Origin of the sequence: Corynebacterium massiliense DSM 45435 (assembly GCF_028609805.1) — a bacterium.
GTDB lineage: Bacteria > Actinomycetota > Actinomycetes > Mycobacteriales > Mycobacteriaceae > Corynebacterium > Corynebacterium massiliense.
Window position 1 is genome coordinate 1,883,628 of sequence record NZ_CP063189.1, and the last position, 12,687, is coordinate 1,896,314.

The 12,687-nt window shown below is 66.8% G+C and carries 12 protein-coding genes and 1 tRNA gene; 9 read left to right on the top strand and 4 right to left on the bottom strand.

Annotated features, from left to right (window positions below):
* Nucleotides 1–224: 224 nt before the first annotated feature.
* A tRNA-Thr gene (locus CMASS_RS08800) sits at nt 225–297 on the bottom strand.
* Between the two features lie 159 nt (nt 298–456).
* On the opposite strand from CMASS_RS08800, the gene thrE reads away from it, so the two are divergent.
* The 9 genes from thrE (at nt 457) to CMASS_RS08845 (ending at nt 9,326) form a co-directional block, all read left to right on the top strand.
* Nucleotides 457–2,358 carry a threonine/serine exporter ThrE gene (gene thrE / locus CMASS_RS08805; protein WP_084684412.1) on the top strand — a complete coding sequence of 634 codons (1,902 nt, stop codon included), beginning with the start codon at nt 457–459 and terminating at the stop codon, nt 2,356–2,358.
* A gap of 85 nt (nt 2,359–2,443) precedes the next feature.
* Entirely contained in the window at nt 2,444–2,845 is a 402-nt protein-coding gene (locus CMASS_RS08810; RefSeq protein WP_022863076.1) for a hypothetical protein, read from the top strand.
* A 12-nt stretch (nt 2,846–2,857) separates the two neighbouring features.
* The gene (locus CMASS_RS08815; protein ID WP_022863077.1) at nt 2,858–4,339 is read left to right on the top strand and encodes an alpha,alpha-trehalose-phosphate synthase (UDP-forming); all 1,482 of its coding nucleotides are present in this window, start codon (nt 2,858–2,860) and stop codon (nt 4,337–4,339) included.
* On the top strand, nt 4,329–4,883 hold the full coding sequence (locus CMASS_RS08820) for a hypothetical protein (protein ID WP_022863078.1): 555 nt from the start codon (nt 4,329–4,331) through the stop codon (nt 4,881–4,883). Before CMASS_RS08815 ends, CMASS_RS08820 begins: the two co-directional genes overlap by 11 nt.
* Before the next feature lie 40 nt (nt 4,884–4,923).
* Nucleotides 4,924–5,757 (top strand): trehalose-phosphatase, encoded by an 834-nt coding sequence (gene otsB / locus CMASS_RS08825; RefSeq protein WP_022863079.1) that lies wholly within the window; start codon nt 4,924–4,926, stop codon nt 5,755–5,757.
* A gap of 36 nt (nt 5,758–5,793) precedes the next feature.
* Complete coding sequence (locus CMASS_RS08830; protein WP_022863080.1) at nt 5,794–6,747, top strand: metal ABC transporter solute-binding protein, Zn/Mn family; 954 nt, start codon at nt 5,794–5,796, stop codon at nt 6,745–6,747.
* Nucleotides 6,747–7,448, top strand: coding sequence for a metal ABC transporter ATP-binding protein (locus CMASS_RS08835; protein WP_022863081.1), 702 nt, complete (start codon nt 6,747–6,749; stop codon nt 7,446–7,448). The genes CMASS_RS08830 and CMASS_RS08835 overlap by 1 nt, the downstream gene beginning before the upstream one ends.
* Nucleotides 7,449–7,454: 6 nt before the next feature.
* Nucleotides 7,455–8,417 (top strand): metal ABC transporter permease, encoded by a 963-nt coding sequence (locus tag CMASS_RS08840; RefSeq protein ID WP_033399590.1) that lies wholly within the window; start codon nt 7,455–7,457, stop codon nt 8,415–8,417.
* Between the two features lie 18 nt (nt 8,418–8,435).
* Nucleotides 8,436–9,326: a CE1 family esterase gene (locus tag CMASS_RS08845; protein ID WP_022863083.1), complete on the top strand. Its 891-nt coding sequence runs from the start codon at nt 8,436–8,438 to the stop codon at nt 9,324–9,326.
* Nucleotides 9,327–9,331: 5 nt separating this feature from the next.
* Here the strand turns inward: CMASS_RS08845 and rlmB are convergent, their stop codons facing one another.
* The 3 genes from rlmB to nagB all read right to left on the bottom strand — a co-directional run bounded on the left by rlmB (nt 9,332) and on the right by nagB (nt 12,670).
* Nucleotides 9,332–10,276 carry a 23S rRNA (guanosine(2251)-2'-O)-methyltransferase RlmB gene (gene rlmB, locus CMASS_RS08850; protein WP_022863084.1) on the bottom strand — a complete coding sequence of 315 codons (945 nt, stop codon included), beginning with the start codon at nt 10,274–10,276 and terminating at the stop codon, nt 9,332–9,334.
* Between the two features lie 21 nt (nt 10,277–10,297).
* Nucleotides 10,298–11,839, bottom strand: a complete 1,542-nt coding sequence (gene cysS / locus CMASS_RS08855; protein WP_022863085.1) for a cysteine--tRNA ligase — start codon at nt 11,837–11,839, stop codon at nt 10,298–10,300.
* Between the two features lie 63 nt (nt 11,840–11,902).
* The gene (nagB, locus tag CMASS_RS08860; RefSeq protein ID WP_022863086.1) at nt 11,903–12,670 is read right to left on the bottom strand and encodes a glucosamine-6-phosphate deaminase; all 768 of its coding nucleotides are present in this window, start codon (nt 12,668–12,670) and stop codon (nt 11,903–11,905) included.
* Nucleotides 12,671–12,687: the final 17 nt, after the last annotated feature.

Sequence of the window (12,687 nt, forward strand, 5' to 3'; positions counted from 1 at the left end):
CATTAGGGAAACAAAGATTTCACCTGTAGTTTTCCCACCTCACCAGTCACACGGGTAACCGGGGGCGGTTCCAACCGGGGCGGTTCTAACCGGTAGAGGGCAGTTCACAGTAGCGCTACCGCCGTCGTAGTTCTCTCCCCAAGCTGATATATGGAGACTTTTGGAGGCTTTGGGGGATCTGGCCTTAAACCCGGACACGTGCAGGCCTAAGGCCCGCACTTTCGAGCTGGAGACGAGACTTGAACTCGCAACCTACGGTTTACAAGACCGTTGCGCTACCAATTGCGCCACTCCAGCAGCGCGGCTACTCGCGCATGCCGCGCAGTTAGTGTAACCGACCACGCGGTGAACACCCGCATCTCCCCGATGATGACAACCCGAAGTAGAGATAACTAGAGTCAGCGGTGTTTCTTTCTGTCCCTATACGTGCGCGCTGAAAGCAGATGAGGTTCGTTCGTGAGCGCATTGTCCGCCGCTAAGGCGTTTATGAAGCGGAGCAGCAGCCGCGTCGCCACCATCGATGCGGCCAAGGCAGCACCCCCACCGTCACCACTGGCCCCGGTCGATCTGACCGACCCCGCACAGGTGACGGGTGTGATGGAGATCGCCGCCCGCATCGGCGACATGCTCATTAGTTCGGGCACGTCCAACTCCGATGCCCGCGCCCAGGTGTTTTTGGCCTGCTCTGCCTACGGCCTGCACTACTGCCACGTCAACATCGTGATGGACAACATCACGATCCACACCTACATCGACGAGGGCGCTAACCGCCGGCCGCTGACGGTCATGCGCTCCGCGCAGGGTGTGTCCGTGGACTTTTCCAAGCTCGCGGCGGTGGACAACCTCATCCGCGATATCCACGCTGGCCGCGCGTCGCCGGCCATGGCGGAAAAGCGACTCGCCGAAATCGAAAATCAAGCGCCGCCGTACAGCGAGCGCGTCAGCCTGCTGGGCTGGGGCATCATGGGCGGGTTCATCTCCGTCATGCTCGGCGGCGATCTGTTGGTTGGCGTGATGTCTTTCGTACTGGCGATTGTCATCATGGGAACCAACAGTTGGCTGGGCAAAAAGCGCCTGCCGCCCTTCTATCAGAACATGGTGGGCGGGTTTATCGCCGTGGTGCCCGCGGCGATCTTGTACTCGGTGGCCGGCCAGTTCAACATCCAGTTCTCCCCGTCGCAGATCATCGGTATGGGCATCGTGGTGCTGGTGGCTGGCCTCACGCTGGTGCAGTGCATTGTCGATGGCATCACCAAGGCCCCGGTCACCTCGTCCGCCCGGTTCTTCGAGGCGTTTTTGTCCACGGGCGCCATCATCGGCGGCGTCGGCATGGGCATTCAGTTCTCGGAGATGATCGGCTTTAGCCTCCCGCCGTTGGAGACCGTTGCCCCGCCGGTGTACTACCAAATCCCCTTCCTGGTTCTGTGCGGTGGCATCGGTTCCGCCGGCTTTGCGATGGCCTGCTATGCCTCCTGGTCCGAGGTCGTGGTCTCCGGGCTCACCGCCGCGGGCGCGATGATCTTCTACTACGCCACGGTGGCGCTGTTCGGGTTTGGCGGCGTTGTTGCCTCCGGCTTAGCCGCCATCATCGTCGGGCTGGGCGGCGGCCTCATGGCTCGCCGCTTCTTCATCCCGCCGCTGGTGACGATGATCGTCGGCTACACCCCGATGCTGCCGGGCCTGACCCTTTACCGCGGCATGTACGCCACGCTCAACGAGCAGATGATCACCGGCTTTACCAACCTGGCCACCGCGCTGGCAATCTCCGGCGCGCTCGCCGCCGGCGTCGTCTTCGGTGAGCGCATCGCCCGCCGCCTGCGCCGCCCGCAGTACTTCCGTCCCTACACTCAGCTCAAGCGCCTGGGGCAACATTCGGTGCGCCGCGCCAACCAACTGGCCCACCGCGCCCACCGGCGCGGCGGCATGACCGGCGTGCCGATGTCCCCGTTCGTCCCGCGCCGGAAGAAGCGTGCGGACGACCCGGAGTCGGCCAACGCCCCGGAAGCTACCCAGGATGCAACGCCCATGAGCGATCCGGCTCAGGACAGCTCCGGGCACTCCGCCCCCATCCCCAATGCCCCGGAGGGCGCGGACGCGGCTCCGGAAGCCACGCCGATGCCGGACGAGCCCATCGCGGAAGCAGAGCCTGCCGCCCCGACGACGGACACGCCGGACAACAAGCTCACCGCGGAGGAGATCGATCCGACGCAGGTGCACCAGGAAGACCGCCCCGTCGGCGAGACGGTCTATACCCAGCCCGGCATGGACGTCTCCCCGCGCGACGAGGCAGCGAAGATGGCGCAGCAGCAAGCCGCGGAAAACTCGGACACGTCGGCTCGGTCCTCGCGGGAGGGCTAGCCCCGACCGCGGGGGCGCGATAGCGTAGAATGTCGGTTCGATACCAAGCAGCTAGCGCCTAGATCGATCCCGCCAGGAGGTATTCGTGCCACCGAAGGTCACCGACACTCAGCCCGCCCCCGAGCAGGCCGCCACCGTAGAAAAGGAAACCGCCCGCGACGCCCGCCGCGTCGTGGCCACCTACGCGCAGGACTTCCTCGATGGCGTCACCCTGATGTCGATGCTCGGGGTCGAGCCGGACGGCCTGGTGCACAAGAAGGTCCTCGCCGAACAGGAAGATCAGGCGGAGTCGCAGAAGGCGACCAAGAAGAGCTCGAAGAAGTCCACGAAGAAGGCTTCCAAGAAGTCCACCAAGAAGACGGCGAAGAAGACCTCCAAGAAGGCCTCGAAGAAGTCGACGAAAAAGACGACCAAGAAGGCTGCTAAGAAGTCGTCCAAGAAGACCACTAAGAAGACTGCCAAGAAGTCGACGTCTAAGTCAGAGTAAGACATACACACCATGCGCAGCTCAGAGTTCGGGTCCAACTCCTTCGTCGTGGTGGCCAACCGGCTGCCGGTCGACCTGCACACGCGTGCCGATGGCTCCACTGAGTGGGTCCCCTCCCCCGGCGGGCTCGTTTCGGGCCTTTCCCCGGTGTTGGAAAAGCAGCAGGGCTGCTGGGTCGGTTGGCCCGGTGTCGCCGACGCCTCCCCCGAGCCGTTGCGCACGGACAAGGACGTCCTCCTCCACCCGGTCACCCTGACCGCGCGGGACTACACGGAGTTCTACGAGGGGTTCTCCAACGCGACGCTGTGGCCGCTCTACCACGATCTCATCGTGAAACCCACCTACGATCACGCCTGGTGGGAGACGTACCGCGACGTCAATCAGCGATTTGCAGAGGCCACCGCTTCCGTCGCCGCCGAGGGCGCGACGGTGTGGGTGCAGGATTACCAGTTGCAGCTGGTTCCGGGCTTGCTCCGCGAAATGCGCCCGGATCTCCGCGTAGGATTTTTCCTGCACATCCCCTTCCCCGGCGCCGATCTCTTCCAGCAGCTGCCGTGGCGCGAAGAGATTCTCGACGGTCTGCTCGGCGCCGATCTGTTGGGCTTCCAGCTCGAGTCGGGCGTGCAAAACTTCCTCGAGGTGGCAAGCATGCTGGGCCGGGAGACCGCCGGCGAGCCGGCCACCCGCGCCGCTGCCGCGCAGATCACCACCAACTCCGGCCGCAAGGTGGGCGTGGGGGCCTTCCCCATCTCTATCGACACCTCGCCTTTCGAGGCGGCAGACGACGGCGCTGATAGCGAGCGTTCCGCCCCAGCGACCCAGCTGCGCGCTGCCCTGGGCAACCCAGAGACCGTCCTACTGGGCGTCGACCGCCTGGATTACACTAAGGGCATCCTCCAGCGCCTCGAGGCCTACGAAGAACTGCTGGCCAATGGCACGCTGGATCCCTCCTCGGTGACGTTCATTCAGCTGGCCACCCCGTCGCGCGAGCGCATCGACAGCTACAAGGCGACCCGGTCTGCGGTCGAAGAAGCGGTCGGGCGCATCAATGGCCGCTTTGCCGAGCTGGGCCGCCCGGTCGTCCACTACCAGCACCGTTCGGTGTCCAAGCAGACGCTGCGCGACTACTACCGCGCGGCCGACGTCATGCTGGTGACCCCGTTCAAGGACGGCATGAACCTGGTGGCCAAGGAGTTCATCGCCTGCCACGGGGTGCGCCCCGGGGCACTCGTTCTGTCCGAGTTCGCCGGTGCCGCCTGCGAACTGGAGGAGGCGTTTTTGTGCAACCCCTTTGACAAACAGTCGCTGCGCGATCAGCTCGCCCGCGCCGTCGCGGAAACCCGCGACGACCCGGACGCCGCCACCGCGCGGATGCGCGCAATGTATGAGCAGGTGACCACCCACGACGTCGATCTGTGGTCGCGTTCTTTCTTAAGCAGCTTCACTGGCCAGCACGCGGCGGCACAACCTGTTGGGGAGCGCGATGACCGCTAACCGCTCTCGCGTTCTCGCAGCGTTTGTGGCGCTCAGCACCACCGTGGTTCTGGCCGCGTGTGGCAGCGGGCACTCCGACGCGCCGGCGAATGACAAGTCCCCGGCTGCCACTGAGGCGGGCTCGGCCGCCGACCACATCGCCGGGCGCCAGTGGCAGGCCGTCGGCATTTACACCTCCCCGGACTCCCCGGCGCGCATCCCGCGCGACATCGCCGAGCAGCCCTCGATCGTTCTGGGCAAGGCCACCGCGGTAGGCAGCACGGGGTGCGTACGCTACAGCGCGCGCGTGTCCTACTTCGACGGCGACGAGCCGGCCAACGTCGAAGACGCGAACATCATGCGCATCGATCACGTCGACTTCGAAGACGCGGGCCGGAAAGACCGGCCGTGCACCGGCTCGTCCGCCTGGGCCGATAACAACATCCGCCAGCTCATTGCGGAGGGCGCGGAGTTCGCGGTGTCCCTCGACCCGAACGGCGAGCTTATTCTGCGCCTGCGCGACGGCCAGGTGGAAAGCCCTTCCCTGCGCTTCGCAGGACTCTAAACGAGAATCCGACCGGTGGATTGCGGGTACTTTAGTGCGTATGACTGCCCAGCCAGAACCCCTGTCCTACAGCCTCGATGAGACTAGCGCCACCGCGGCGGAAAGCCACACGGTAACGAGCCGCTTGGCGGCCGCGGAGCACCTGTTCGTGGTCACCGACTTCGACGGCACCCTGGCCGGTTTCGCCAGCGATATCTACGCCGTCCAGCCGAATCAGCGCTCGCTGCAGGCCTTGGAAACACTTGCGCGCCTGCCGCAGACCACCGTGGCGGCACTCTCCGGGCGGCACCTGGAGGGCCTGCGCCGTGTCTTCCCGCTGGGCGATCCGGTCATCCTGGGCGGCTCGCACGGCGCGGAGACCTTAGGCGAAGACTCTGGCCTGGACGCCACCAAGATCGCCGAGCTGCGCCGCGTCGGCGCCGAACTCGAGGCTCTGGCCCGCGAATATCCTCACACGCAATTCGAGGACAAGCCGTTCCAGTGCGTCTTCAACGTCCTGGGGTTGGCCGAGCAGGATCCCGCGGCGGCGCTCAGCGCCCTGGATCGCACTCGCGCTATCGATCCCGGCGTGCTCACCGCGCAGGAGGGCAAGAACATCATCGAGTTTTCCGCCACCACCGCGACGAAGGGAACCTGGATCCGCAAAGAACGCGCCCGCCTCGAGCGCGTGACCGGCGGCGCGCGCATCACCACCGTGTTCGTAGGCGATGACACGACCGACGAGCAAGGATTCGAGGTACTCAACCAGCCGCCGGACGCTGGCGTGAAGGTCGGCGCTGGGCACACCGCCGCAACGGTGCGGGTGGCCGATATCGAGGGCGTCGCCGACTTTTTTAGCGCACTGGCTAAGGCGCGACGCTCTCAGACCCCTTAGTTGACAATCGTTGTCAATAAGTGAAAAGTAGTGCGCATGCACGATACTCTTACCTCTTCTGTGCCCACATCCCTCCGCCGCGCGCTGGGCCTCGGCCTCTGCGCCGCCGCGGCCGCGGCGACCGCTGCCTGCAGTGCGCCCGGCGATTCCGCGGGGAAGGACTCGCAGACCGTCGACGTGGTGGCCTCCACGCCGATTTGGGCCGACATCGCCAAGCTGGTGGGTGACACCGCCGAGGGTGGCATCACCGTCGACGCCAGCTCCGTGGTGGAAGGCAACGGCGTGGACCCGCACCACTTCGAGCCGAGCGCGGCCGACATCGCCAAGGCGCACCGCGCCGACCTGGTCGTCGCCGGCGGCGGTGGCTACGACGCCTGGCTGTACGAGCCCCTCTCGGACCAGGACTCGGTGGCACACGCCCTCCCGCTGGTCGCCCACGGCGACCTGGGCGTCGACCACAGCCACGACGAGCCAGGCGACATCACCCCCATCGACGGCAACGAGCACGTCTGGTACGCCGCCGACGCCATCAACAAGGTCGCAGAGGACATCGCCGACTACATCAACTCCGAGCACCCCGAGGCCCACGCCAGCGCGCAGCCGGTGCTGGATAAGACGCAGGAGCTGGAGGGGCGCATCACCAAGCTGGGCGAGAAACGCTACGCCCAAACCGAACCCATCGCCGACTACCTGCTCGACCCCTCCCCCATGGAGGACGTCACCCCCGCCGGCTTCCGCAAGGCAACGCTGGGCCACGGTGAGCCCGCGGCGGCGGATCTCGCGCGCTTCCTCGAGGCGATCGACAACCACGAACTCGACGTGCTCATCTACAACCCGCAGACCGAAACGGACATGACCGCGCGCATCCGCACCGCCGCGGAAAAGGCGAACATCCCGATCGTGGAAATCGGCGAAACCCCGCCGGACGGCACCGACTTCTTCGCGTACTACGATTCTGTCGTACACAATCTTGAGGAGGCCGCCCGCTAGTGTTGGTTTCTTTTTCCAGCGCCGCCGTCTCCCCGCTGTGGTCGGATGTGGATCTGACCATTGAACCCGGGGAGTTCATCGCGGTGCTCGGCCCGAATGGTGTGGGCAAATCCACGCTGCTCGGCACCATTTTGGGCACCCGGCGGCTGACCGCCGGCACGCTCGACGTCAACGCGCGCGTGGGCTACATCCCGCAGCAGCGCATGTTCCCGCCGCACCTGCCCATGCGCGCCCGCGACCTAGTGGGCCTGTCGCTTGCCCACGGCGTTTTTCGTTCGCGCCGGGCTAAGCGCGCGCGTGTCGATGCCCTCTTGGACGAGGTCGGCGCCACCGGCATCGCCAATCGCCGCGTCGGGGAGCTCTCCGGCGGGCAGCAGCAGCTGGTGCGCCAGGCCCAGGCGCTGGCGTGCGACCCGGAACTCATCCTCGCCGACGAGCCGCTGCTCTCGCTCGACCCAGCCAAGCAGCAGCAGACGGTGGCAAAGCTGGATCACTGGCGTCACACGCGCGGGACAGCAGTCCTTTTTGTCACCCACAGCATCAACCCGGTGGTCGGCGCAGTGGACCGCGTGCTCTACCTCGCGCCGCACGGCCACGTGCTCGGCTCGGTGGACGAGGTCATGCGCACCGAGGTGCTCAGCGAGCTCTACGGAACGGACGTAAAAGTTGTGGACGTCGATGGCAGGAAGGCAGTGATTTAGGTGACCGTGCAGGACTTTTTCACCGATACCGCGTACCTGCTCAGCGTCGACTTCGTGCAGAGCTCGCTTGTTGCCTGCGCGCTGCTTGGCGTGCTCTCTGGCGTGATGACGAGCCTCATCGTGCTGCGGCAGATGTCTTTTTCCGTGCACGCGACCAGTGAGCTCGCGCTCATGGGTGCTGCCGCGGCGCTGCTTTTCGGCTTCAACATCGGCGTCGGTGCGCTCGCCGGCGCCATCGTCGCTGCGGTGGTGCTAGCGCTTTTGGGGATGAAAGGCCAGGAGGACAGCGCCATCGGCGTGGTCATGAGCTTCGGCCTCGGGTTGTCCGTGCTGTTTTTGCACCTCTACCCCGGCAACGCGTCGACGGCGATGAGCCTTTTGACCGGCCATATCGTCGGCGTCTCCGAAGGATCGGTGGGGCTTTTGGCCGTCACCACCGCCATCGTCGTTATCTGCGTGGCCATCTTCTGGCGCCCGCTGCTTTTCGCTTCGGCCGACCCCGTCATGGCGCACGCCGCCGGCGTCCCGCTGCGCGCCTACAACGTCGGGTTCGCCGTGCTGGTCGGTGCGGCGGCCGCGCAGTCGGTGCAGATCGTCGGCGTCCTGCTGGTCATGGCGTTGCTCATCACGCCCGGCGCGGCGGCGGTCAACATCACTTCCTCGCCGGTGCGCGCGGTGGTATGGTCCACCCTCTTCGCGGAGGTCGCCGCCGTGGGCGGCTTGGTGCTCTCCCTCGCCCCGGGGCTGCCGGTGTCCGTCTTTGTCACCGCCATCTCGTTTGCCATCTACCTCGTCTGCCGCGCCATTTCCTGGGCCCGCGGCCGGCGGATGACCCGCGACGAGGTCGCCGCGCAGCGCCAGCGGGACTACGCCGGCTCGATGCGCGCGGCTACTTCCCCGCGCCCGGATTCGGCGGCCGCGGACAGCGGCGATGCCTACTCGTCTGACGGGCACTGCATCAACGGTTAAAACCTACAATCGGATGCTGTGACTTCCCGTGAATCGCAGCCTGATGCCACCGCCGCCCGCCACACCCTGACCGTGGACGGGCGGCGCCGCACATACCTGAGTGTCAACGAGCCGGACGGCGCGTCGCCCTCCGCCCCGGTGGACGTGCTGCTGTTTTTCCACGGCTCCCTGCAGTCAGGTGCGGTGGCGCGGCGGTTTACCCACCACACCTTCGAAAGCCTGCGCAACACAGCGGTGGTCTACCCCAACGGGGTGCACAACCACTTCAACGACGGCCGGCGCGTGCTGCCGGAAAAGACGCGGGAGCTGGGCATTGACGATGTCGCCTTCACCCGCGCCATCGTCAACGATCTACGCGGCCGCCACACGGTGGGCCGTGTGGCGGCCGCCGGGTTTTCCAACGGCGGCCACATGGTGCAGCGCCTTCTTATCGATGCCCCCGGCCTCCTCGACGGCGCCGCCCTCATCGCGGCCACCGTGCCGGCTGCAGACAACCGCGCGTTCACCAGGCACCTTGGCGAATATGTGCCCACGCCCGTGCTCGCCATCCACGGCACCGCGGATCCGGTGGTTTCCTACGACGGCGGCCCGGTGAACCTGGGAGGCATCACCCGCGGCGAGATGCTGTCCGCGCCTAAGAGCGCGGAGTTCTTTGCCCGCCTCAACGGCCACGGCGCGGACGCTGATCCGGCACCCGCGCGTCCCCAGCTAGAAGGCGCGGAAGCAGCGACCGTGCAGCGCTGGGACGCCCCCGCCCACCCACCGGTGGAGCTGTGGACCATCGAGGGCATGGGTCACCTCGTGCCGTCCGGGGTGGAAAGCCCCGACCCGCGGCTGGGCGAGACCGCAACTGATCTCACGGCCGCGGACATCATCGCGCGGTTCTTTGGAGTCTCTGCTCGTCCGTAAACGGCCTACTGAGCGCGGCGCTGGCGGGCGAACTCCGACAGTACGGTCGCCGCAGCCACGGACGCGTTGAGCGACTCGACCCACTCGGTCATGGGGATGGACATTATGACGTCGCAGTTCTCGCGCACCAGGCGCGAGATGCCCTTGCCCTCGGAGCCGATGACGATGACGACCGGGTCAGTGCCGCCGGCGTAGGTGTCCAAGGTGTGCTCGCCGCCCGCGTCCAAGCCGACGACCTGGTAGCCGTTCTTCTGAAACTCCTTGATGGTGCGCGTGAGGTTCGTCGCGCGGGCCACCGGCAGGCGCGCCGCGGTGCCCGCCGAGGTACGCCAGGTCACCGCCGTCACCGACGCGGAGCGGCGCCCCGGGATGATGACGCCGTGCCCGCCGAAGGCCGCGGTGGAGCGAATCACGGCGCCGAGGTTACGCGGGTCCGTGATGTTATCGAGCACGACGAACATGCCCGGCGCGGCATCCTCGTTGGCGCGCTCCAGCAGTTCCTGCACATCCGCGTACTTGTAGGGCGGGATTTGCAAGCCGATGCCCTGGTGCAGCCCATTGCCGGTCATCTTGTCCAGCTCCGGGCGCGGCACCTCCACGATGGGGATGCCGCGGGAGTTACACATGGCCACCGCTTCGCTCAGGCGCTTGTCATTGCGGGTGCCCTGGGCGACGTACAGGGCGGTGCCGGGCACGCGCGCGTGCAGGCACTCAATGACCGGGTTGCGGCCCACGACCATCTCCGGCAGCTCCTTAGTGTGCCGGCCCGAGTCGCGCCGCTGCTTGTCCAGCTTGCGCTTGTACGCGGCGTGGTAGACGCGGTCTTCCGCCTTCGGGGTCGGGCCCTTGCCTTCCAGGCCGCGCCGCCGCTTGTTGCCGGAGCCTTTAGTCGGCCCCTTCTTGTTCTTCTTCCGCGCGCCCGCGCCGCCGCGGCCGTGAGTGCGTGCCATAAGTTTCTTTCCTTCCCGGCGCTACTTGAGCTTCCACTGCGGGCCATCGGGGGTGTCGGTGACCTCGATTCCGGCAGCCGCTAAATCATCCCGCACCGCGTCTGCGGTGGCAAAGTCCTTGTCCGCGCGCGCCTTCGTGCGCCGCTCCAGCTGGGCGGCGACCAGCGCGTCCAATGCCTGTTGCGCGGCACCGGCACCTGCGCCCGCGCTTGCCGATGCCCCACCGGCACCGCCAGCCGCAGCCCCGGCACCTGCCTGTGCCCACTGCTTATCCAGCGGGTCGACGCCTAACACCGCGGTCATGGCGCGGACCTTACCGGCCAGCTCGCGGGCGCGTTCCACGTCCGACTCGGCGAGCGCCTTGTTCCCGGCGCGCACGGTGGTGTGGATTTCCGCCAGGGCCTTGGGCACGCCGATGTCGTCGTTCATGGCGGCTGCGAACCCGTCGGTCCACTCGCCGACCTGCACGGGTTCTTCACTTTCGTGGTCGCGGCCGCTTCCGTTGCCGCTGCCATTCCCGTGGTCGCGGCCGTTCATGGCCGCGACCACCCGGTGCACGAAGTGCTCGATACGGCGGTAGCCGGCCGCGGCTTCCTTGAGCGCGTCCTCGGAGTACTCCAGCACGGAGCGGTAGTGCGCGCTGCCCAGGTAGTAGCGCAGTTCCACCGGGCGGACGAGTTCGAGCAGGTTGTCCACGGCGAGCACGTTGCCCAGCGACTTGGACATCTTTTCGCCGGCCATGGTCACCCAGTGGTTGTGCATCCAGTAGTTGGCAAAGCCGTCGCCCGCCGCGTGCGACTGCGCCTGCTCGTTTTCGTGGTGCGGGAACTGCAGATCCAGCCCGCCGCAGTGGATGTCGAAGTTCTCACCCAGGTAGTAGGTGGACATCGCGGAGCACTCCAGGTGCCAGCCGGGGCGGCCCGCGCCCCACGGCGTCGGCCACGCTGGCTCACCCGGCTTGGCGGCCTTCCACAGCGCGAAGTCGAGCGGGCTGCGCTTGCCGGCGTTGTCGGTCTCGCCCTGCTCCATGTCGTCGACGCGGTTGCCGGAGATGGACCCATAGTCGGAGCCGGTGGCGTTCACCCACGCCGGCACGTCGAAGTAGACGGAGCCGTCGGCGGGGTAGGCAAAGCCGGCATCGATAAGCCGCTGCATGTAGTCCACCATCTGGGTGACGTGCCCGGTGGCGTGTGGCTCCACCGACGGCGGCATGACCCCCAGGGTGTCGTAGGCGCGGTTGAACTCGCGCTCGTAGGTGGACACCCACTCCCACCAGGGGCGGCCGTGTTCTTCCGCCTTGCGCAGGATCTTGTCGTCGATGTCGGTCACGTTGCGCACCAGGGCGACGTCGAAGCCTGTGGCCAGAAGCCAGCGGCGCAGGATGTCGAAGGCCACGCCGGAACGCAGGTGGCCGATGTGCGGCAGCGCCTGCGGGGTCGCGCCACACAGGTACACCGAGGCGTGCCCGGGCCGGATGGGCTCGAACGGGCGCTGGGTACGGGTGCGCGTGTCAAAGATGCGCAGGTCGCTCTGGTCAGCCGAGGTGGAATCGTGCGTAGTCACGCGTTCAATTCTAGGGCACCGGCTCCCATCGGCCACAGCGGCGATGCGCTTCTTTCTGCCGGTTTACGCCGGCACGTCTCCGTCCGCGGCTACCGCGTAGAAATCGCGGTGCACCAGTTGGGCCGCGGCGGCATCATCCACGATGACGGTCGCGGTGGGGTGCAGCTGCAGCACGGACGCCGGACAGGAGGCGCTTACCGGCCCTTCCACCAGGCGCGCGACTGCGTCCGCCTTCTTCTCTCCCGTGGCAAGCAGCAGCAGGTGCCCGGCGCGCTGGATGGTGCCCAGGCCCTGGGTGATGCACCGCCGCGGCACCTCGTCAGCGGAGTCGAAGAAGCGGGCGTTGTCCGCGATGGTCTGCGGGTGCAGCGGCATCGGGCGCGTGCGCGAGTTGAGCGAGCTGCCCGGCTCGTTGAACCCGATGTGTCCGTTGGTACCCACGCCGAGCAGCTGGATGTCGATGCCGCCGGCCTTGTCGATGTCCTCTTCGTACTCCCGGCTCGCCTGCACCAGGTCGGCGGCGGCGCCGTTGGGCACGTGCACGTCGCTGTCCGCGATGTCGACGTGGCTCGCGAACTCCCGACGGATGGTCTGCGCATAGCTTTGCGGGTGATCGCAGCTCAGCCCGGCATATTCGTCGAGGGCGAACATCTGCGTGCCGGCGAAACTTAAATCCCCGGCTCGGTGGCGCCGGATGAGCTCGCGGTAGGTGCCCACCGGCGTGGAGCCGGTGGCGACCCCGAGCACTGCCCCGGCCCGGACGTAGGAGGAAAAGACATCAGCGGCGGCGCGGGCAACCTCGTCCTCCGAGCCGCGAATAATAACCTGCATGGTGCCCGAGCCTACGC